This is a genomic window from Rothia sp. HMSC064D08 (assembly GCF_001809525.1).
In the GTDB taxonomy this organism is placed as follows: domain Bacteria; phylum Actinomycetota; class Actinomycetes; order Actinomycetales; family Micrococcaceae; genus Rothia; species Rothia dentocariosa.
Map to the genome: position 1 here is coordinate 15,845 of NZ_KV797888.1, position 22,786 is coordinate 38,630.

At 55.1% G+C, this 22,786-nt stretch carries 16 protein-coding genes and 1 tRNA gene; 14 read left to right on the forward strand and 3 right to left on the reverse strand.

Annotation, left to right across the window (positions count from 1 at the left end):
- Positions 1–337: 337 nt before the first annotated feature.
- Positions 338–967, reverse strand: coding sequence for a superoxide dismutase (locus HMPREF2625_RS01475; RefSeq protein WP_006886979.1), 630 nt, complete (start codon positions 965–967; stop codon positions 338–340).
- A gap of 1,675 nt (positions 968–2,642) precedes the next feature.
- Here HMPREF2625_RS01475 and HMPREF2625_RS01480 point away from each other — a divergent pair.
- The 14 genes from HMPREF2625_RS01480 to pknB all read left to right on the forward strand — a co-directional run bounded on the left by HMPREF2625_RS01480 (position 2,643) and on the right by pknB (position 21,794).
- Positions 2,643–3,185, forward strand: a complete 543-nt coding sequence (locus tag HMPREF2625_RS01480) for a MarR family winged helix-turn-helix transcriptional regulator (RefSeq protein WP_004006328.1) — start codon at positions 2,643–2,645, stop codon at positions 3,183–3,185.
- A 223-nt stretch (positions 3,186–3,408) separates the two neighbouring features.
- The gene (locus HMPREF2625_RS01485; RefSeq protein ID WP_013398195.1) at positions 3,409–3,933 is read left to right on the forward strand and encodes a ferritin; all 525 of its coding nucleotides are present in this window, start codon (positions 3,409–3,411) and stop codon (positions 3,931–3,933) included.
- 238 nt (positions 3,934–4,171) lie between these two features.
- Positions 4,172–5,527, forward strand: a complete 1,356-nt coding sequence (nhaA, locus tag HMPREF2625_RS01490) for a Na+/H+ antiporter NhaA (RefSeq protein WP_070448448.1) — start codon at positions 4,172–4,174, stop codon at positions 5,525–5,527.
- Between the two features lie 396 nt (positions 5,528–5,923).
- On the forward strand, positions 5,924–9,226 hold the full coding sequence (gene lysX, locus HMPREF2625_RS01495; protein WP_083295584.1) for a bifunctional lysylphosphatidylglycerol synthetase/lysine--tRNA ligase LysX: 3,303 nt from the start codon (positions 5,924–5,926) through the stop codon (positions 9,224–9,226).
- 341 nt (positions 9,227–9,567) lie between these two features.
- Positions 9,568–11,121, forward strand: coding sequence for an alanine/glycine:cation symporter family protein (locus HMPREF2625_RS01500; protein WP_070520945.1), 1,554 nt, complete (start codon positions 9,568–9,570; stop codon positions 11,119–11,121).
- Positions 11,122–11,169: 48 nt separating this feature from the next.
- Positions 11,170–11,520: a PLD nuclease N-terminal domain-containing protein gene (locus HMPREF2625_RS01505; RefSeq protein ID WP_070520947.1), complete on the forward strand. Its 351-nt coding sequence runs from the start codon at positions 11,170–11,172 to the stop codon at positions 11,518–11,520.
- Positions 11,521–11,641: 121 nt separating this feature from the next.
- Positions 11,642–11,728 (forward strand) — tRNA-Leu (locus tag HMPREF2625_RS01510).
- Between the two features lie 253 nt (positions 11,729–11,981).
- Complete coding sequence (locus HMPREF2625_RS01515) at positions 11,982–12,893, forward strand: FhaA domain-containing protein (protein ID WP_070520950.1); 912 nt, start codon at positions 11,982–11,984, stop codon at positions 12,891–12,893.
- Positions 12,893–13,369, forward strand: a complete 477-nt coding sequence (locus HMPREF2625_RS01520) for an FHA domain-containing protein FhaB/FipA (protein ID WP_004006321.1) — start codon at positions 12,893–12,895, stop codon at positions 13,367–13,369. The genes HMPREF2625_RS01515 and HMPREF2625_RS01520 overlap by 1 nt, the downstream gene beginning before the upstream one ends.
- A 3-nt stretch (positions 13,370–13,372) precedes the next feature.
- Positions 13,373–14,959, forward strand: coding sequence for a PP2C family protein-serine/threonine phosphatase (locus HMPREF2625_RS01525; protein WP_070520953.1), 1,587 nt, complete (start codon positions 13,373–13,375; stop codon positions 14,957–14,959).
- A complete protein-coding gene (locus tag HMPREF2625_RS01530) occupies positions 14,943–16,415 on the forward strand; it encodes an FtsW/RodA/SpoVE family cell cycle protein (protein ID WP_180950163.1) in 1,473 nt (490 codons plus the stop codon). The genes HMPREF2625_RS01525 and HMPREF2625_RS01530 overlap by 17 nt, the downstream gene beginning before the upstream one ends.
- Complete coding sequence (locus tag HMPREF2625_RS01535; RefSeq protein WP_004006318.1) at positions 16,408–17,847, forward strand: peptidoglycan D,D-transpeptidase FtsI family protein; 1,440 nt, start codon at positions 16,408–16,410, stop codon at positions 17,845–17,847. The genes HMPREF2625_RS01530 and HMPREF2625_RS01535 overlap by 8 nt, the downstream gene beginning before the upstream one ends.
- Positions 17,844–19,568, forward strand: coding sequence for a protein kinase domain-containing protein (locus HMPREF2625_RS01540; RefSeq protein ID WP_070520956.1), 1,725 nt, complete (start codon positions 17,844–17,846; stop codon positions 19,566–19,568). The genes HMPREF2625_RS01535 and HMPREF2625_RS01540 overlap by 4 nt, the downstream gene beginning before the upstream one ends.
- 48 nt (positions 19,569–19,616) lie before the next feature.
- On the forward strand, positions 19,617–21,794 hold the full coding sequence (gene pknB, locus HMPREF2625_RS01545; RefSeq protein ID WP_070520960.1) for a Stk1 family PASTA domain-containing Ser/Thr kinase: 2,178 nt from the start codon (positions 19,617–19,619) through the stop codon (positions 21,792–21,794).
- 158 nt (positions 21,795–21,952) lie between these two features.
- Here the strand turns inward: pknB and HMPREF2625_RS01550 are convergent, their stop codons facing one another.
- Positions 21,953–22,585: an aminodeoxychorismate/anthranilate synthase component II gene (locus HMPREF2625_RS01550; RefSeq protein WP_070520963.1), complete on the reverse strand. Its 633-nt coding sequence runs from the start codon at positions 22,583–22,585 to the stop codon at positions 21,953–21,955.
- 23 nt (positions 22,586–22,608) lie between these two features.
- Positions 22,609–22,770, reverse strand: coding sequence for a hypothetical protein (locus HMPREF2625_RS10890; RefSeq protein ID WP_004006314.1), 162 nt, complete (start codon positions 22,768–22,770; stop codon positions 22,609–22,611).
- Positions 22,771–22,786 lie beyond the last annotated feature (16 nt).

The window sequence follows — 22,786 nt, forward strand, 5'->3', positions numbered from 1 at the left end:
CCTTCGGAAGTTCGCAAAGTTTAAAGGGGTCCCGTTTGATTCCCCGGTGAAAGTTACACAATTGCCATCGAGAGTCACATTTTTGTCACCTTCACTCGCGTTTTTCATGCCAAAGTGACAAAAACCCGTCTGAAAGTTACATTTTGTCACCCAAAATCACCAGATTTGTAACTTTCACCCCGATCAGACGCTCACATTGTCACTCTCGGAGTTACAACATGTAACTCGCAGTCAATCGCAGATAAAACAAGTGCCCGGCGCCTCTTCTAACGAAGGCACCGGGCACCCGCCCGTATACGATACGCCCTGAGTGCGAGCGCACGTTAATCCTTGAGGACTACTCGGGAAGCACCAGACCCTTGGTCTGCGACACTGCACGGGCGAAGCGCTCAGCGACATCTGCCCAGTTCACGATGTTCCAGAATGCCTTGACGTAGTCGCCCTTCACGTTCTGGTAGTCCAGGTAGAAGGCGTGCTCCCACATATCGAGCTGCAGAACGGGAATCAGTGCCACCGAGATGTTGCCCTGCTGGTCGTACAGCTGCTCAATGATGAGGCGCTTACCCACGGTGTCCCAGGCGAGAATTGCCCAGCCGGAGCCCTGAATGGTGAGGGCAACGTTGGTGAAGTGCTCACGGAACTTATCGAAGGAACCGAAGAACTCGTCGATAGCCGCTGCGAGCTCGCCGGTGGGCTTGTCGCCGCCCTCGGGGGAAAGGTTCTTCCAGAAGATGGAGTGGTTGGTGTGACCACCCAGGTTGAAGGCGAGATCCTTGGACAGCTTGGAAACGTTGCCGTAGGAGCCGTTTGCGCGTGCTTCCTCAAGCTGCTCTAGGGCTGCGTTTGCGCCTGCAACATAGGCTGCGTGGTGCTTATCGTGGTGCAGCTCCATGATCTTTGCGGAGATGTGGGGTTCGAGCGCCGCGTAGTCGTAGGGGAGCTCGGGAAGAGTGTACTTTTCAGCCATGGTGTATGCCCTTTCATTCAGAAGATGGCGTCGTTACAAGGGTACCAGCGTTTGCCTGCGAGTTCAGTGGGTTCTGGGCATTGTGCGGGGATGCTGTGCATAGGGTGGAGAAAGTTTTCCACAGGGGTGGATAAACCCGTGGATTTTATTTCAAATTCATCACGATTTCGGAGTATTTGCCGGATTTTTGCGGGGTTCAGACCCACAAATAACAGGTATGTAAGTTATCCACGCTGTGGATAAACTTTGTGGATAACCCATGTTGATGTTCTCTGTCGCATATAGATAACGACATTTATGACGCCAAAAGCCGAAAATTAGTGTCGTTATGTTACGTGTAATTTTTACCGTGTTCGCTGTGTTTTAGCGTCTTCTCGCCCATAAAAACTCACACGCTAGTACCGCATATAGTTTTCACAAGCAGAATTTAATGTGTGCATAATGCACAACCTATTCTGTGGATAATGACCGGTGGAAATTGTTCACAAAGTTTTCCACAGGTGTGGATAGTATCTGTTTAAAACTTGTCTCGACATCCTCAAAATTCTGGATGCGTCCACCGAAGATTTTCATAGCAGAGTTATTTTCGCGTATTTGCACGGATTAACGGGTGCGTTCTAAGACACAGTGGGCGTGATGCGTGTGTGAGCCAGATTCCCTAATAACAGTCGTGTAAGTTCTCCACAGTGTGGAAAAGTACTGTGGATAAAGCCTTGGGAAGAGTTCATTGGGGGTCATATCAGCCGCATCTCCCAGAGCACGCTTACACTGCCTGCCCCTGTCGTTCCACGTATCGAGAGAGGTCATGCACGCCTGTGAATGTCAGAATGCGCAGGAACGCGACACGCCGGGCGCATCCTGCTCTGCCGGGGTAGTTAAGGTATGGATCTGGCGTACTGCGTGCGATCCCGCACGACCCACCATGCACCACGCCGTGCAGAAAGGCATGAAAGACCGTGACCGTCGGGGGAAAAATTAATAGAAAACCCCCGAAATACCGGGGAAGTAGCGAGCATAGACGCCGCGCAACCTTTTTGATGTGCGCTTGCCCACCTATGAGGCATTCTTGCTAGTGTTGGCGGGGTACGTAGGGTATTCTTAAAAAGAACGGCGCGGGAACCGCCCAACCACGAACAGTACCCGCACCGCACAACCGCCGGTAGAAATGCAGGTTACCTGCACACCGACGACAATCACCGATAAATAGAGAGTCGAACCCTGTCGGTTTGAGCTTCCGGTCTCGCCCCGCGGGCTTCTTTTTCGACCCCGTTATGCATACCAGTGTACACGCTTATTTATCATGTGCAAACCCAAATGGTATTTTTTCCCAAATTTTTTTAATCATTTTGTAATATTCCTGGCGAGTACTACCTAAGCAGCCTCAAAATTTTACCTTCTTTACGTGTAAAACCTTGAATTATCAAGTATTTTTTACAGGTAATCATTACAGTGATTTCATTCGGGAAGCGCTATTTCCCGGGCAAATTGTCGAAGACACGCCGACAATGGTGTGACGTATTTCGGACAAATTTGTGCCGCCAGTGTGTACTTTAAGGAAAGACATACCAAGTTTTGAGCAATATCTGAGGGTTTGCTGTCTTAACAAGTACAATGAACTTTACACACCTTATATATGCGCTCAGTTTAAAAGCTGGAGGTGCGAGGAGGAACACTCATGCCCAAACAAGCAACCACCGTCTCTGGCGATCTTCCAGAGAAGGCGGAGCCCAAATGGCTAAATGAAGAAGAACGTGAGGGATGGCTGTTTATCAGCTCGATCATCTTCAACCTCACACGGCAGCTCGATAATCAGCTTCAGCAAGATGCCGATTTGAGCTATGTCGAGTACATGGTACTTGTTGGACTCTCAGAGTCAGAGGATCACGAGTTAACAATGACGCAGCTGGCACTGGTCACAAACACTCTGCCGGCGCGTCTTTCGCGCGTGGTCGCCAGACTGGAGAAAGACGGGTACGTGTCCCGGTCACTCAGCGCCGAAGACCGCCGCGTCAGCATTTGCCATCTGCTTCCTCAGGGTTTGCAGAAGCTTCAGGATGCGGCACCCGGTCACGTAGCACAGGTACGTCACGAGATTTTCGACCACCTCACGGAAGATCAGGTGCGTGCTTTAGCTAATATCGGCGAAAGCATCTTGGGCGATAAGCCTTCTAAACTTATTTCATCGTCGAGTTTGCGGCGCGGAAGTTACCCCGCCTAAACCTGCACGAACGAATACACCCGGATTTTCCGAGGCTTGCGAGCACATCATAACGGTTCTGTTGTGGTGTGATAGACCGAGCTCAGGAACCCCTAAATACGCCTCCAGATTAGCCTTTTCTCTCTATACAGTGCTGATTCGGCCCTCTATGATGGGTTCGACAGCGTTGCACTGTACCCTACGCGAATAGAACACACACCCTAATTTCAAGGAGAGAAAAGTTATGTCTAAGTCCTTCTACGATCTGCTCAACGAACAGATCGGTCACGAGTTTGCCGCATCCCACCAATACCTTTCAATGGCGATTTGGCTTGATGGTGAGGACCTTCCTCAGCTGGCGCGTTACTTCTACCGCCAGTCTTTGGAGGAGCGAGGGCACGCCCTCATGATGGTTCAGTACAAGCTGGATCGCGGCCACAAGGTTGAGATTCCCGCAGTTCCGAGCGTCAAGAATGATTTTAAGGATGTTCAGGAGATCGTGGATCTTTCCCTGGCGCAGGAAAAGGAAGTCACCGGTCAAATCGAGGCTCTTTTCTCCGCAGCACGCAACGAAAACTATGCTCTGGGTGAGCAGTTCATCCTCTGGTTCCTGAAGGAACAGGTTGAGGAAGTCGCATCGATGGAAACTCTCGTCACCATCGTGAAGCGTGCAAACGGAAACCTCTTCGACATCGAAAACTATGTGGCTCGTGAGCTCGATGAGTCGCATGGCGAAGACAGCTCCGCTCCTGCCGTTGCAGGTTCCTAAGGTGCCTCACACCTCATAATTGCATAATTTTTATATTCTCGCTCCAAGCCGATATTACGGCAGGGGCGAGAATATTTATATTGACCCTGAAATTTCGCTTACGTTATAGAATATATGCCCAAAATGGCATATATTGGTTAAGTATATTTATACCTTTAGAAGCAAAAAATACCATCTCCTAGGTAGGAGCGTTAGAATAGTAAGAATTATTCCTATCCGGAGGATAACTACAGAGAATATGACCCAATCACAGACACCGAATTCAGAAAATACAGTTTTCAGCCGCGGATCCTACAGCAACTCTAAGCGAGTTGCAGATATTTTGCGCACGGAGTCCGTGGGCGGCAGCATCCTGCTGGTGGCGACCGTTCTCGCGGTAGTTCTTGCCAATACCCCACTGGCAGATATTTATTTCGGGGTGCGCGATACCGTTATAGGACCCGAAGTTCCAGGGTTTCACCACCTTCACATGAAGATAGGCACCTGGGCGGCAGACGGTCTCTTGGCAATATTCTTCTTCCTGACCGGTCTTGAACTCAAAAAAGAGTTCGCGATCGGTGACCTCAAATCACCGGCAACCGCGATCGTTCCCATCGCAGCAGCCTTTGGCGGCGTGATTACCCCCGCCATCATCTACACCGCTATCAACTTCAGCAGCCCCACCGCTATACATGGCTGGGCTATTCCCACGGCAACCGATATTGCCTTCGCGGTTGCCGTATTGGCGGGCGTGGGAACGTTCCTGCCCTCGGCAATGCGCATCTTCCTTCTTACCCTGGCGGTGGTTGATGATCTGATCGCTATCTGCATTATTGCAATCTTCTACACCGGCACCTTCCACGGCGAATACCTGCTCCTTGCGATCATCCCTATCTCACTGTTCGCCTTTATCGCCTATCGCGGCGAAAAAATGCTGCACCTCAAGCCCGCCGCGGCGTGGATTCTGCTTCTGCCCCTGGGCTTTATCACGTGGGCGCTTTTCCTAGAATCCGGTATTCACGCAACCATTGCCGGCGTGGTGCTTGGTTTCTGCGTTCCGGTTAAATTCAATAAACGTACCGAAGCTGCGGGTGCGGATGCTGGTCTCGCCGAGGTTTTCGAGCATCGTTTCCGCCCGCTTTCCACGGGTATCTGCGTGCCGGTCTTCGCGTTCTTTAGCGCCGGCGTTGCAGTGGGCGGTTTTGAAGGTCTTGGGCGAGCCCTCACCGACTCAGTCTCCCTGGGTATTGTGTTCGCCCTAGTCTGCGGCAAGACCATCGGTATTACGGGAACCACCTGGCTGGTTACCAGGTTCAGGCACGCCAACCTAGACCCGGATGTGCAGTGGATTGACGTCATAGGCCTTGCGGTTACCGGCGGTATCGGCTTTACCGTGTCGCTTCTGGTGGCAGAACTTTCCTTCTCCGGTGGATCGCCGCACGGTGAAGACGCCAAGATCGCTATTCTCTGCGGTTCGGTAACCGCCGCAATTCTGGGTGCTCTGATTCTCTCTCGCCGCAATAAGCACTACCGTTTGCTGGCGGAAAAGGAGAGCGTGGATGCCGATATGGATGGTATTCCGGACGTGTTCCAGCAGCGTAAATCACAATCCTAGACGGTCTGTCTTCGGTGGAGAGAGATCGGTGAATACCCTGCTCTACTATTAAGAATCCGGTGGTGACACTCCTAAGAATCACCACCGGATTTTTATATTCTCATTCCAGAATATAGTTGATATTTTGCAGGTTTGAGAGCTTTTTTCTAAACATCCAACCCAACACCTCTAACCATGCTGCACCCTTTCAGATATATTCTATTTTTGGAATATATCGATGGCGGGGAGTCTACCGCGTATGCCATATGGCACTCAAAGCATCCCCTGTACGGCGACCCCTGGCAGCGCTTTCGACCTCCACCCCAAAGGTGCGCTGTCTTACGTCCTCAGATTCTGCGCGTACACACGACATGTCCGTAGAATGAAAAGTACCGAGTGATTGGTGGAGAACGGTTTATGAAACATCAGAAACGGGGCGCAGAAGCCCATCACACGACATCACGCTATGCGGAAATCATCGCCCGCTGGGTTATCGGTATCTACTCAATCGCAACAATTCTGACGCTTTTCACCTGGATTATTTCCCCGCTTCGCAGGGGCCACGGGTTCACCTGGTGGGAAATCACCGCGAGCCTGCTTAACATCCCATCAAGTCATACGCTGGTGAGCGCGGTCATCATGGTGGTCATGACATCCGCCCTGATCACCCGTAAACGGGCCGCCCTCTACGCCGTCATCTTCTTTCAGGTCATCGGCATCCTCATCGGAACACGAAGCGCGCTTCTGCTCTTCTTCCCCGATAACGTGATGCCAAGCGAAGAATTTTTCTCCTCCACACTCGACACCGTGGCTATTATCGTGGCGGCTATCTTTATTCCGCTTCTCATCCTGGCACGCTCTGCTTTCCCGGCGCATATAGGCCGAATTTCATGGGTATTGGCAACCGTGGTCTTCCTCGGCGGGCTAACGGTGACAACCCTGCTGGCCTGGTATTTTGGGCATCACGTGCCGGGAGTTACGGTTCCCCACCTGCTCAAACAGGGGTTAGGGCTCGATAGTTTTCCCGAACTCAAGGGTGCAAACCCGGGCGCCACGGTGGTGGGAGCAGCATCCGTGTTCTACGGAATTTTTGCACTGATCGCGGTGTATGTGGTGGTGCGGGGGTACCGTGTCCCCAATACCTGGACTGCCGATCGGGAATTGCGCCTGCGCGAACTTTTACAGGAGTATGGCGGAAACGATTCACTCTCGTACTTTGCAACACGCCGCGATAAGCAGGTGATTTTCTCGGCGGATATGCGCGCCGCTGTCACCTACAGGCAAGTGGGTTCTGTATGTTTGGCCTCCAGCGACCCGGTGGGCGATCCGGCATCCTGGGGTTCCGCAATCGACCGGTGGATGCACCAGGTGCGCCGCTACGGGTGGATTCCCGCCGCCATCAGCGTGAGCGAAGACGGCGCCAGAGCCTTCGCACGCCGGGGACTGGGCATAATCCGCATGGGGGACGAAGCCATTCTAGAGGTCTCACGTTTTAGCCTGAACAATACCTCGCTTACAGAGGTACGCCACGCCCACCAGCGGGTGCGTAAGGCCGATTACACACTGAAAATCTGCAGGCATCGTGAGCTTTCACCCGAGCAGCTGCACGAGGTGGAAAATAACGTGAACGCTTGGCGTCACGGCAAGGTTGAGCGCGGGTTCTCGATGGCGCTCAACAGGCTCTCAGACCCCGCAGACGGTCGCAATCTGCTTGTTTCGGCGCATGATTCTGCTGGCACAATGGTTGCACTCCTCTCATTCGTGCCGTGGGGCCGCACCGGCGTATCGCTGGATGTGATGCGCCGCTCCCCCGACAGCCCCAACGGCATCGTGGAATATATGGTTGCCCAGCTTATGGAAGATGCCCCCGACTACGGCATCACGCGTGTTTCACTGAACTTTGCTATGTTCCGCCATGTGTACGAGAACGCAGATCAGTTCGGCGCTAATGCCTGGAGCAGGTTCGCCTCTCGGTCGCTGGGGGTTTTAGACAGGTTCCTTCAGTTGGAGAGACTGTACCGCTTCAACCTCAAGTTCGCCCCGGAGTGGATGCCGCGCTATATGGTTGCGGAACCGACGCTGGCTTTCCTGAACGTTGCGGCGGCGGCTGGGGTTGCCGAGGGCTTCCTGCCCGATTTTTCGGCACGTAAACAGCGCCATGAAGTGCACCGCCTGACCGAAGACCAGATCGCGCGAGTGCACGAGATCGAGCGTGTGCATCCGGGCGAGGCGCAGGCCCCCGAACACCGCTTCAGCGATCAGACCAAGCACCGTATTCGTCACCTGCAGATGCTTCGGGATGCCGGCATGAACCCGTACCCGCTGGGAGTCACGTGCGAGTATTCGACGGTGCAGGTGCACGATGGGCTGAGCGGCCATACGCTTCCGAGCAGGGAGTTTACCCTATCGGGCAGGGTGCGGTTTATTCGCAACCACGGCGGGGTTATCTTCCTGATCCTGTCTGAGGAAGGCAAACAGGTACAGATTATTGCCGAGCGCAGCCTTGTGAGTGAGCGCGAGTTTCAGCTTCTCAAGTCCGCTGTCGATACGGGTGATATTCTGCTCGTGACCGGCACGGCGGGGGCTAGCCGCACCGGAACCGCATCTGTCATTGTGCACGGCTGGCAGATGGCGGCGAAGTGTCTGCACCCCATTCCGTATGGGGCGTTGAATGATCCGGAGGCGCGCATCCGCAAACGCTCGACTGACCTGTTGGTGCATCCGCAGCAGCTTGAAAACCTTCGGATGCGCTCCTCACTGATCACTGCCATTCGCCGCACGCTCGATGATGCAGGGTTCACCGAGGTTGAGACCCCGATTCTGAATACTATTCATGGCGGTGCGAGCGCGCGCCCCTTCAAAACCTTTATTAACGCCTATGGTGCGGATTTGACGCTTCGCATAGCACCCGAGCTGTATCTTAAACGCCTGGTGGTTGGCGGTTTGGGCGCTGTTTATGAGTTGGGGCGGGATTTTCGCAACGAAGGCGCGGATGCCACCCATAACCCGGAGTTCACGGTGTTGGAGGCTTATAAGCCTTACGCAGATTACACGGTCATGCGCAAGCTTACCGAAACGCTCATCAAGAACGCTGCCCGGGCCGTCTATGGTTCTGAGGTACTTCCGCTGGGCGAGAAGGGCAGTATCGAGCGTACTCTCACGGATGTTTCGGGTGAGTGGCGGGCAGTTTCGGTTTGCGAGGCCCTTTCGCGTGCGCTGGGGCGCGATATTTCGAGTGAAACAGATTTTGAGACTTTGCTTGAGCTGGCGCATGAGCATCAGATTCATGTGCGTGATGACATGGGCGCGGGTGCCATTCTTGAGGAGCTTTACGGTGAGCTGGTAGAGGCAAAAACTGTGTTCCCCACGTTTTATACGGATTTTCCGGTGGAGACCTCTCCCCTGGCGGGTGCGCATCGTAGCAAGCCGCATCTGGTCGAACGCTGGGATTTGGTCATTAACGGCATGGAGATGGGAACCGCCTATTCCGAGATGACGGATGCTTTAGAACAGCGCCGCCGCCTGACCGAGCAGTCTCTCAAGGCTGCCGCGGGAGACCCGGAGGCCATGCAGATTGATGAGGATTTTCTGTATGCCCTTGAGACCGGGCTTGTCCCGACGGGCGGATTGGGCATCGGCATTGACCGTTTGGCGATGCTCATGGCGCAGACCCAGATTCGCGGGGTGCTTTCTTTCCCGTTTGTTAAACCCGTGAAGTAGCATGTAGTCAAAGATTCATTTTCTCCACTGGAGAGTGTTTTTATGTCTATTAAACGATGTTTGATATGAATTGTGGTTCAGCCATAACTTTTTGATGTTTTTGCTTGTCAAACGGAGTATCACCCGTGTTCCGGCTATATTAATTATTCGTTACAAATGTGGACAAGACCCCCAATGAGATTGCCGTAAACCCTTCATCAACGGAACAATAAGTACCTGTAATTTCTAAAGGGAATTTCTTTCCCTGGCGTGCGGTCTACCCGGTTTGCACCTTCGCGCCTTCATGCCCGCATAGTTGCTATCCCTATTACGCTTCTATGCCGTGACGAAAGAGAAAACCTGTGGACTCACTTGTAAATTTTATTCAGAACATTAACGCCTCTACCGCTGGTGCGACCAGCGTGGTTGACAGCATTCAAAGCTGGATATGGGAAAACTTTCTGTTCGTTGCCTTGATTGTCGTGGGCTTGTTCTTGACGATCCGCACCCGTGCCGTGCAGTGGCGTTCCCTGCCCGAGATGCTGCGCGTACTCACCGACCCGTCCGGCCACGAGGCCGATGGGCGCAAGAGCATTTCCTCGTTCCGCGCGTTCACCGTTTCGGCGGCATCCCGCGTGGGCACCGGCAATATTGCTGGCGTGGCGATCGCTATTGCAATGGGTGGTCCCGGCGCGGTGTTTTGGATGTGGGTCATTGCTGCCGTGGGCGGCGCATCCGCTTTTGCCGAATCCCTGCTGGGTCAGCTGTATAAAGAACGCGGCAAGGATTCCTATATTGGTGGTCCTGCCTACTATATGCAGCGCGGCCTGAATGCACGCTGGCTGGGCCTGATTTTCGTGGGCTTTATCGTGCTCACCTATAGTTTTGTGTTCTGCGCGGTACAAACCAATGCGATCGTGGAAGCTGGTGCGAACTCCCTGAATATCGGTATTTCCGGTACCGAGAATATGGGTTTCCGCATCGTGGTAGGCCTTTTCGTTGCCGCACTGACGGCTGCAATTATCTTCGGCGGTATCCGCACCATTTCTACGGTCACCGAGTTTATGGTGCCGTTCATGGCGGTTCTGTACATGCTGCTGGGACTGTTCGTGGTTGTGCTCAATGTGGGCGAAATCCCGAACGTTCTGCTCATGATTTTCCAGGGTGCTTTCGGTCTGCGCGAGTTCGTAGTGGGCGGCACGATGGGCGCCGTTATTTGGGGCATGAAGCGCGGTCTGCTCTCGAACGAGGCCGGTATGGGTACCGCCCCGAACGCGGGTGCAACCGCAACTATCTCGCACCCCGCAAAGCAGGGCTACGTACAGGCTTTGGGCGTGTATTTCGATACGATGCTGGTCTGCTCGGTCACCGCGTTTATCGTGCTTCTGTCGAACCCAACCTATGGCAATAAGACCCGCGGTGCTGGACTGACTCAGGATGCGCTTGCCCACCAGCTCGGCACTTGGGCCACCCACTTCCTCACCATCGCGATTTTCCTCTTCGCCTTCTCCTCGGTCATCGGCAACTACTATTACGGCGAGTCGAATATTCGCTTCGTGACTGAGAAGCCCGGGGCGTTGACGGTGTTCCGTCTGGTGGTGCTGGGCTTCGTATTCTTCGGGGCAATCGCATCGCTGGAGCTGGTGTGGACCACGGCAGATATGCTCAACGCGGGCATGGTGATTGTGAACCTGATTGCGGTGGTGTGGCTTTCGCCGAAGGTCGTTGCGGTGCTCAAGAATTACGAGCGGCAGCGCAAATCCGGTGTGGAGCCTATTTTCAAAGCATCCGATATGCCTGAGATTAAGAATCTTGCGGCCTGGGACGGCACCGACGAGGTGACCACCCGCGAGTTCTGGGCTGAGCGTGATGCGGCGGCTGCGGCCAAACGCGCCAAAAAGGCTGCGAATGTATAACGTTTCACCTAGATAACTCTCCCTGCAGCGCCCGAGGACATAAATTTTATGTTCTCGGGCGCTTGGCGTATCCTCTGGCATACTAAAGAAGTGCTGACATTAGGTTTTTCGGTGTTTCCTCTTGTGCTTTTTCAGAATCCGACGGCGCAGGCAATCTACCAGTACACGGTGCTTGCCCTGATTTTTATCTGGATTACTTCGGTGCTGTACTGCATTTTTACGGTGCATCGCAGCCCCTACTTCAACGAGATTCAGAAGCTCAAGTGGCTTCTGTTCATTCTGGTGCTCCCCTATTTTGGTGCGCTGGCGTGGTTTCTGCGCGTGCATCGCGAGAAAAAGGATGCGTCCGCCGCAGACCAGACCGATACCCCCTCGAACCCTCACGACAAAGGAAAATAACATATCCTATGACAATTTCAACCTTCGGTGAGTAAGTTCACGAATACCGAAGTGGACGGTCTGTTACGGAGCCTGTATAGTTCTATATGTTGCCTGCGGCTCTTTGAGTCGTATGACACTTGCGCGAGTGGCGGAATAGGCAGACGCGCACGGTTCAGGTCCGTGTGCCCGTGAGGGCGTGGGGGTTCAACTCCCCCCTCGCGCACCAGCAATCCCCGGTTCTGATGAGTCGGGGATTTTTTGTTGTGTCGGCAACATTTGGGGTTTTCGAGTCTATATTTTACGAGTAAAAAGTATATTATCGGCATGGTGGTCACACTATCCCCTAGAATAGAGTTGGGTGTGTGCACTCACACCTGACACAGCAAATGCACAGCTACAAAAGCTAGACTGAACCCTTCGGGTTCCCAACCACGGGATGCCAGGGGTGACATCCGGCCCGAGCCATAAAGGAGGAGGCAATGAAGTTATTTGATAAGTTGGAACGACTGGAGCAAGGCATCGGTCGTACCGTCGGCTTTTCCAAAGGCTTTGGCACCTTCGCAAAGGCTGATGTAGCTAACCGTATTCGCACGTCGATGGATGATGCCTCATATGTGGACCAGGGCGGTCACACGATGGCACCAAATATCTTCAACGTTCGCTTTTCGAGTGCCGATTTTTCGCGCGTGCGGGAGTGGGGCAACCCATTCGCGGTTGAGCTGTGCAATCTTGCTATTTCACATGCGCGTGCGCAGGGGTATTCGCTGATTGGGGCTGTACGTATTACCTTCAGCCCTATTGCCGATCTCGAAGCCGACGAGTTCGAGGTTGTGCCCAGTTTTGAGGCGTTCCAGGCTCCGCCCTCGGGTGCGACGAACTATGTTCCTCCCGCCGGTGCCGCCCACGGCGCCTCCGACTACGCCCCTGTTGCCCCGGCTCGTGATACCGGTCTGCCGACCAGAATTACAAAACCGCGGGCTACTCCGCCGCGCCGCACGGAACAGCCTCAGCAGCAGCAACAGCAGGCACCTGCCGCGTCCGTGCCGAAACCGCGTTCCCCGCAGAATCCTCCGCAGCAGCAACGTGCTGCGGCGCATCATGCCTTTGTGGATATTAACGGGCAGCGGTATGAGCTTTCTGGGGCACCTCTCGTCATCGGTCGCGGCTCCGATGCATCCGTGCGTCTGGCTGACAAGGGTATTTCGCGCCGCCACCTACAGATTTCCCGCCAGGGAGGCAACTATGTTGCCACCGACTTGGGCTCAACCAATGGAACCCGGCTGAATGGTTTTCCGCTGAAAACCCCCACCGTTCTCCAAGATGGAGCGGTGTTACAGTTGGGCGGAGCCCGAGTTCTCTTCCGCTCAATTGCCTCTGGAGGTATACGTTAATGGCATCCGAGCTAACTGTAACCATACTGCGCTTTGCGTTTTTGGGGTTGCTCTGGTTCTTTGTGTTTTTCGTGGTGGCAGCCGCCCGCCGCGATTTGGGGCTGGGTAAGAACTTCCGCTCCGTACCCGTAGAATCTGCCGCAGACTCGCAGCCACAACCGCAGCATATTGCAGCTCCTCCTGCACGTCCTTCCCGCTTGGTGATCACCAAGGGAGTGCAGGCGGGAGCTATGATGCAGTTGGGTGACTCCCCGGTTACTATCGGTCGCGCCAATGATATTGAGGTTTCGTTGCAGGACGATTACGCCTCCGGTCGCCATGCCCGTCTGTTCCCGCAGGGTTCTCGCTGGTTCTTGGAGGATTTGGGCTCAACCAACGGCACATTCGTAAACAACCAAAAGCTGACCCGCGCTACCGCTATTGAGCCGGGTGTCGATTTCCGTGTGGGCGGAACGACTATGCAGCTGAGGGGGTAATCGTTGAAGATAGCCTTTCGCTTTGAAGCCCGTTCCGATACGGGTGTGAAACGCAGCAAGAATGACGACTCCGGGTACGGTGGACGTTATCTTGCTGTTGTTGCTGACGGCATGGGCGGGCACGTCGGTGGTGACGTCGCATCCGCTACCGCCGTTTTGAACCTGACCCCTTTGGACCACCCCGACTTTGACGGTACCGGCGGCATATACCTCGCCGACGAAATCCAAAGTGCCAACGCCATTATCAATGATCTGGCAACCAGTGATCAGCGCCTTGCGGGCATGGGTACCACCTGTACCGCTCTGCTGGTGGATGGCGAAAAGATCGAGATGGCCCATATTGGCGACTCGCGGGCCTATCGTTTACGCGCCGATGAAGACGGCGGTTTCGAGCAGATTTCGACCGATCACACCTTCGTGCAGCGTCTTCTCAACGAGGGCCGTATCACTCCCGAAGAGGCGGAGAATCACCCGCACCGCAACGTGATTATGCGCGTGCTTGGCGACGTTGATGCCTCCCCCGAGCTTGAGCTGCAGACTTTAGAAGCCATTCCCGGTGAGCGCTGGGTGCTTGCTTCCGATGGTTTAGAGGCGGTGGTCTCTGATGAAGAGATCGAAGCCGTCATGCGTTCCACCGATGATCTGGGTGAGATCGCGGACGTTCTTATCCAGATGACTCTCGACGGCGGCGCACCCGATAACGTGACGGTCGTAGTTGTACAGGTTATTGACCGCGAAGAACTTCCCGCCGACGAACCTGTAGGCCCTTCTGCCCTGCCGGAAACCGGCGAGATCGATACCTCACCGACGACCTCTGAGCTTGAGGAAATCACCGAGGAAGTAAACGCCGAAGAGGGTCTGTCCGATCACGACCGCGCGCTCAAGAAGTTCCGCCGCGCCCGTGACCTCACGGATTCCTTCCCCCACGATGGCGACGCAAGCGATCAGGATGCGGTGTACTTTGCCCGCACGAATGCCGCCATTTTGCGCCACGAGCTTGGTTCTCGCCCGCATCAGCTGGTGGGCAGCGCCGCCGTGGCAACAGAGACCGGGCGTATTCCGGCGGTGACGAGCCGTACCCTGGAGCATCGGGCCTCGTTGGCGCAGCGTGTGCCGATGAGTACCGAGGAACCCGCAAAGCTACCGGATGAGCTTGAAGAGCTTCTGGCGGACCCGATTCGACGCCGTCGGCGCCCGATTCTGCTGGTGAGTGCAGCCGTAATCCTTGTGTTGGCGCTCATTGCGGGTTGGAGCGGGCTGAAATGGGTTGAGGGCCGCTACTACGTTGGCGAAAATAACGGTAAGGTCGCCGTCTATAACGGAGTTCCGCAGTCGTTGGGGCCAATCCATCTCTCCCATGTGGTCGAGGAAAGCGAAGTAGAAACTTCACAGCTGCCCGAACATACCCGCACGCTTTTGAAGAATACGATTCACGCGGATAATCTTGACGATGCACGGGTTATCGTAAACCGCATGCAAGCTCAGGTGAATCTGCAGGATGACCGGAATACACAGCCTTCCGGTGCGGCTTCGTCCGGCGCGCAGACAGGTCAAAAAACTTCAGCAACGGAAGGTGGTAATCGTGGCTAGGCTATTGCGTGATGCACACATACCCCGTTCGCGTCGCCTGATTGAGCTTGTTCTGCTCGTGGTTGCGGTCGGCATCGGCTCATTTTCCATGTACCTGATTGACCCCGAAACGGCGTGGGACATGGGGAAAAACCCGTGGATTCAAGGTACCGTGGTGCTGGGCGTGTGCGCGCTCATCGCGCATCTGGTGCTTCAATTCCGGGCGCGTTACGCCGATCCGTTTATTCTGCCGCTTGTTGTGGCGCTCAACGGAATCGGGCTGGCGATGATTTTCCGCATCGACAAGGATCCCGCCATGCAGAAGTCCCCAGTGGGCGAGTCGCAACTGTTCTGGACGGGCTTCTCAATGATCCTCTGCTCCGTTGTGCTGTACTTCCTGCGGGATCATCGAGTGCTGCGTAAGATCACCTATATTTCGCTGGTGCTCTCCTTCATCCTGCTTATCATGCCGCTTATTCCCGGCCTTGGTACCGAAATCAACGGCGCACGGATTTGGATCAGGCTCGGCGGGCGTACCTTCCAGCCCGGCGAAATTGCCAAGATTACTCTGGCAATCTTCTTTGCAGGCTACCTGTCCACACACCGCGATTTGATTCTCACAGCGGGTAAGCGTCTGGGACCCATCAATCTGCCACGTCTGCGCGATTTGACCCCAATTTTCTTGGCGTGGATGGTCAGCATCGGCGTGTTGGTTTTCCAGAAGGATCTGGGTTCTGCAATCCTGTTCTTTGGGCTGTTCATGGCGATGCTGTACCTCTCGACCGGCAAAATTTCCTGGCTTGTAGTCGGCGGTGTCGGCGTGGTGGTTGGCGGATACTTCGCCTACAACTCCATTTCTCACGTGCACGCCCGTATCTATGGCTGGATGCATGCCTTTGACCCTGAGGTCTATATGTCCTCCAGCGGTGGTTCCGGTCAGATCCTTCAGGGTATTTTCGGTCTATCCTACGGCGGTCTCTTCGGCCGTGGATGGGGCCAGGGCCGTACCTCTTTGGTACCGTTCGCTAACTCGGACATGATTATTACTTCTCTCGGTGAGGAACTCGGTCTGATCGGCCTGGGCGCTATTTTGATGATGTTCCTCATCCTCATCTCGCGTGGCTACCGCGCGGCGTTGGGCACTCGTGACGGTTTCGGCAAGCTCTTGGCAGCGGGCCTTTCCACGGTTATGGTGCTTCAGCTCTTCGTGGTGGTTGGCGGTGTAACCCGGTTAATTCCGCTGACCGGTTTGACCACACCGTTTATGTCTGCCGGTGGTTCATCCCTGGTGGCTAACTGGATTATCGTGGCGTTGTGGCTTTCGATTTCGCATACCGCGCGAGCGCCTCACGTCGTGGTCGGGTTCGACGTTCCCGAAAGTATCGACCACGAAGACTACAGCTATGAATCTGAGGGCGCAACCAGCGTTCTCGCCCGTATTTCAACTCAACAAGCAGGAGGTGACCGCAATGGATAGGGCAATTCGCCGCATGTGGATGGCCGCAGGTTGCGTTTTTATCCTGCTCATGGGTACGTTGAGCTATATCCAATTCTTCGACACCGAATCTCTCAAAGATAACCCGTGGAACTCGCGTTCTCTGTACGATAACTACGGTGCCAACCGTGGCTCTATCGTGGTCGATGGAACCGAAATCGCCTCGTCGGTGAAATCGGATGATGAGTATAACTATCAGCGCGTGTACTCTGAGCCGGAAAAGTATGCGGCGCTGACGGGTTATTTCTCATCAGTGTACGGTTCTACCGGTGTCGAGTCCGCTATGGACAAGGAGCTTTCGGGTACTTCCGACAGCCAGTTCTACGATCGTGTTGCTCAGCTCTTCTCGGGTTCTTCGGCACGCGGTGCGAGCGTCGAGCTCACCGTGGATTCCAAGCTTCAGGAGCTTGCTAACAACCTGCTGCAGGGCCGTAAGGGTTCTATTGTGGCGATCAACCCCAAGACTGGCGAAATCTTGGCGATGGCTTCGTCTCCCTCATATGACCCGAATACGCTCGCATCCCACGATGGGTCTACGGTAGTCAGCAACTATGAGGAACTGAACTCGAATCCGAATAACCCGCTTTACAACCGTGCTATTGCGGGTAACACCTATTCGCCCGGCTCAACCTTCAAGATTATTGATGCCGTCGCGGCTCTGGAGTCTGGCAAATATGATGCGAACTCCACGATCGATAACCCCGCACAGCTTCCCCTTCCGGGAACCAATGTGTCGCTTCCGAACTATGCGGGCGGTCAGTGTGGAGGACGCACCAAGGCTACGATTGAATGGGCTATGGCGCAGTCCTGCAACACTCCTTTTGCGCAGATCGCAATGGATTTGGGGGAAGATAGGATCTCTAGGACTGCCGAAAACTTTGGTTATGGTCAGGATTTGAAGATTCCGCTGGCGGTGGCTAAATCGAGCTTCCCGAAGGGTATGTCGCAGAGCCAGCTGGCGCAGGCATCCGTGGGTCAGTACGATGTACGCACCACCCCGCTGCAGGTGGCGATGACTTCTGCCGCAATCGCTAACGGCGGTGTGCAGATGAAGCCCAATATGATTCGTTCTGTCAAAACCAGTAACTTGAGCGTGCTCTACGAGTTCTCACCCGAGAAGTTGCGCACCTCAACTTCTACTAAAGTCGCCGATCAGGTGAAACAATGGATGGTGAACTCTGTGGATAACGGTATTGCCCGTAACGCAGGCGTGCCCGGGTATAAGGTTGCTGGTAAGACCGGTACCGCAGAAACTACGGGTGGTTTGAATAACTCTTGGTTTACCGGGTTTGCACCCGCCGATGATCCTCAGATCGCCATTGCGGTGGTCTATGAGGATATGGATGCAACAACCGGTTCCCAGCTTTCGACAAATGCAGGTAAACAACTTTTTGAGGCGGTGTTGAACAAGTGAGGCCTTCGGCTGATATCACCTTGGGCGGGCGCTACACCCTAACCGAACGTATCGCTATCGGCGGTATGGGTGAGGTCTGGAAAGCTCGCGACAAGGTTCTCGGACGCACCGTCGCCGTTAAAATCCTGAAAGAGGAGTATACGGGTGACCCCGGGTTCTTGGAGCGTTTCCGTGCGGAGGCGCGCCATACCGCGCTTCTGAACCACCCCGGCGTTGCCAATATGTTCGATTACGGTGAAGAGGATAACTCTGCATACCTGGTGATGGAGTTGGTTCCGGGCGAGCCGCTGTCGAGCATCATCGAGCGCGACGGCACGCTGCCGCCGGATCGCATCCTGAACTTTATTGCGCAGACGGCTCGCGCGTTGGCTGCTGCGCACGCTCAGGGCCTTGTGCACCGCGATGTGAAGCCCGGTAACCTGATGATCACCCCGGATGACCGGGTGAAGGTTACCGACTTCGGTATTGCTAGGCTTGCGAACCAGGTTCCGCTGACCGCTACCGGTCAGGTGATGGGTACAGCCCAGTATTTGGCACCCGAACAGGCAACCGGTCAACCTGCAACCCCGTCCTCCGATATGTATTCGCTGGGTATTATCGGGTACGAATGCCTGGTTGGTCACCGACCGTTCACGGGTGAATCACAGATCGCGATTGCTCTAGCCCAGGTGAACGATCCGCCACCGCCGCTGCCGGAGAGCATCCCGGCACCCGCCCGCGCCTTGATTATGTGCCTGCTTGCTAAGGATCCTGCAGAGCGTCCTAAGGATGCTACCGCGCTGGCATCCGCTATTGATGCTATTCGCCGTCGCGATATTCCTGCGGCGATTAAGGCCGTGCCCACGCTGGAGGCATTCTTGCCGGAGAATCTGGATACTGCCCAGACCTCCTTGATCGCCGAGCCTATTTCGGCATCCGCCGCTCCGAAGTTCGGATCTGGGTCGCGCTTCACGCCCGGTCCTTCGACGGCTCCGATCCCCGAGCCCGGGTCGAAGGCTGCGGCCGCACGTACGGCACAACAGGGGCCAAAGAAACGCAGCTGGGTATGGTTCGTCGCTATCGTTGCGGCACTAGTGCTTATTCTCGGTATCCTCTGGGCTGTCTGGGCGGCAAATAGCCGTGCAACCCCCACTCCGAATACCACCACCTCAGCAACACCCAGCTCTGCGGAAGGTACCGTCACGGTAGCCACCCCGAACGAGGAGTCCTCGACTGCGAGCAGCACTCAGAAGCAGAAAATTAACCTGCAGGCACGCAGCTACGAGGGTCGTCCCCTTCAGGATGTTGTCAATGACCTGAAGAACCTGGGCCTTTCGCCCAGGACTGAAAGTGTTGAGTCTGAAGAGCCAGCCAACACCGTTCTGTCGATTTCACCGGCTGGTTCGGTAGACGAAGGCACCACCATTACCGTGCGTTATTCAAGCGGTTCCAGGGGCGCGACCCTACCTAATGTTGATGGGAAGAACTACGAAGAGGCTTCTCGGACGATTACCTCGCTTGGTGTTGATGTGAACCTTCACTTCGAGCATTCGGACACCGCACAGCCCGGTACGGTGCTGCGCACCAGCCCTTCTTCTGGCACTAAAGTGTCAGTTCCTAGTAAGGTAGAGATGTATGTAGCTAATGAGTCTTCAGGTACGAAGACGGATTCTGACTCGTCGCCATCCGCAGCTACGCCTTCAGGCGCGTCGACTTCTTCTAGTCCTCGTACTGGGCGTTAGTGTCTGAGTCCACTCACATCAAAAACTATTTTTACCCCAGGAGAACGTATGGACCTGTTGGTTCCTGAAACGGTAGATGGCCGTTATAAGGTACTCGATGTTATCGGTACCGGTGCGATGGCTACCGTATACGCGGCGGAGGATATTCGTCTCGGTCGTAAGGTCGCGATGAAGATCCTGCGCCCGGAGCAGGCCCAAGACAAAACCTTCCGTTCACGGTTTAAACGTGAGGCGGAGGCTGTCGCATCCCTGAACAACCCCGGTATCGTTGCGGTGTACGACACGGGCGCTTATTCCCCGTCAGATCCCAACAGCGGATATGGTGTTGATGATGCCGCCGACGATGACGAGGCTAAGATCCCATACATCATTATGGAATACGTTGATGGCAGGACGCTGCGCAGTGTCCTTTCGTCGGGCGGGTACATTCCCGTGCGTGATGCGGTGGGGTACGCAGAGCAGCTTTTGAGCGCTCTGAAATACAGTCATTCAATGGGTATTATCCACCGCGATATTAAGCCCGCGAATATTATGGTGCTTCCCCGAACCGAGGAAGACGCCGCAAAGGGGCAGCCGGGTCAGATTAAGGTGATGGACTTCGGCATCGCCCGAGCTATTGAAGAGGCTGGCGAGGCTCTGACAAAGGCCAACGTGGTGATGGGTAGCGCACGCTACATGTCTCCCGAGCAGGTCAGTGGTAAAGAAGTTGATGCGAGAAGCGACCTTTATTCGGCAGCATGCGTACTGTATGAAATGGTTGCTGGACGTTCCCCCTTCGATGCGGAAACTAACGTTGACTTGGCGGCGAAGCATCTTACCGAGACTCCCGCTGCACCGAGTACCTTTAGCCCGCTGAGCGTACCCCCTGAGCTTGATGAAGTTATTCTTCGGGGCCTTGCCAAGAACCCGGATGATCGTTACCAGACCGCCGATGAGTTTTCGCAGGCGATCCGTCAGGGAGCGGGTCTGCAGGTTGGCGGCGGTATGCCGCAACAGGTTCCCGATGACTCCATGACCACCGCTTTTGCGCCTCTTGAGGCTCCCGCGGCGGGTGCTGCAGGCACCGGTACGGGTGAGGTTGATTTCGATGCCTACACCACGACCATGCCGCAGGTTTCGACTCCTGTTGAAGACGCGAACCTCAACGGTTTCTTTGATGACAATGAGTACGGCGGAGAAGAATTTGTTGAAGAGGAAGAGTTCCTTCCCGCCGAGCAACCCCGTAAGCGGACCTGGGTTCGTTTCCTCGTTGGTCTTGCCATTGCGGCATCGCTTCTGCTGGGTATCGGCTCGTTCCTGTACTACCAGGGCAAGCTCAATGAAGTTCCGCAGGTCGCTATTCCTACCGTGATGAACCAATCGAAGGATAACGCCGAGAGCCAGCTGCGCAATGCTGGCTTTGCAGTGGAGAGCCGCGGGGCATACTCCGAGAATGTGAAGAAGGGCGATGTTATTAGCGTCAGCCCCGGCGAGGGCACGAAGGTGGCTAAGGGTTCTACCGTGTCGCTGACCTACTCGAATGGTCCCGAGCGTGTAACCCTGCCCGATAACCTGCAGGGTCAGAGCGAAGCCTATGTGCGCAACGCTCTGAAAGAGCTCGGCCTTAAGGATGGTCGCGTCAGCACCGTTGAGAGCGCGTCCGTTCCCGCCGGTATGGTGGTTTCTCTGGAGCCTGAAAAGGCTGAAACTGATGCCGACGGTAAGACCACGATCGAGGCTGGCAGCAACGTAAACCTGGTGCTGTCCTCCGGTAAGGTCAAGGTTCCTTCGCTCGTGGGTCTGACGAAGGATCAGGCTATTGAGGCTCTGACCGCGTCCGATGTTCTGCTCAACACCAATATTGAGACCGTTCAGACAAGCTCTGCAGCACCGAATACGGTGATTTCTCAGAGTTCCGCTGCGGGTACTCTGGTGGCCCAGAACAGCACGGTTACTATTCGTGTAGCGGCTGCTCCGGCGGCGACCGCATCTGCCTCACCGCGTGCGACTACCCCGTCGACGAATAATAACAACAACACCCAGCGTCAGCAGGGTCAGCAGGGCAATCAGCAGCAAGGCCAGCAGGGTCAGCAAGGTAATCAGCAGCAACAGCAGAATCAACAGCAGCAAGGCCAGCAGGGTCAGCAGGGCAACGCTCCTGTACCTTCTGCAACGCCAAGTGCCGCTGCTCCTTCATCCAAGGCCGTACAAAACGGCAGGGAAAATGAGGAGAAAGAAGAAAGGTAAGGCTGGTTTGCTCAGGTAAATCCTGGTCATATATGTGGGGCGTGCTTTAGATTCAAAATCTAAAGCACGCCCCACATATATTTCTTCGGCTGTACCGCGCATAGAGAAGGCGCCTGACAGACCTACTTGGGTCTGTCAGGCGCCTTTACTACTGCCCGCTAGGCGATTAGTGGGGACAACGATTTAGCACGCTCAGCGGCACCCTCAAGCCCCGTTTCTTCCAGCCAATTACCCAGCATCAGATAACCGCTCTCGGTAAGCACGGATTCCGGGTGGAATTGCACGCCGTGCATGGGCGCATCCCGGTGCTGCAGCCCCATAATAATGCCGCTCTCAGTCGTCGAGGTGGTTTCTAGGACCTCAGGCATAGTCTCTGGGACAACCGCCAGCGAATGGTAGCGAGTCGCAGTGAAGGGGCTCGGTACGCCTTTGAACACCGAGTCATTCTCGTGAACCAGGGTTGAAGTCTTACCGTGCATCAGCTCGGGGGCGTGCGTGACGGTGCCGCCAAACGCCTCCGCGATAGCTTGATGCCCCAGACACACGCCAAGCAGGGGTTTATGGGTCTGCGCAGCCCAGCGAATGGTATCGATAATGACCCCGGCTTCTGCAGGCGCACCCGGCCCCGGAGAGATCAGCAGGCCGTCGTACTCGGCAGCCATTGTGAGCACGGTATCAAGGTCGTACTCGTCATTGCGGATTACGGTTGTTTCGGCTCCGAGCTGCTGCAGATATCCGACGAGGGTGAACACAAAACTATCGTAATTATCGATAACCAGGATGCGGGTCATGGCTTCTCCTTTGGCAAGCGCCGCTAATGGTTGATGGTAACGTCAAAGTTGAACGGACCGTACTCGGCAAAATTCGGAAACACAAATTCCATGAGGGCGTATACGATCACGGCGATAAGCAGAATAGCAATGATAATGCGAACCCATAGAGGTCCGGGAAGATGGCGAAAAATCCAACCGTACATGTTATATCCTCTCGGG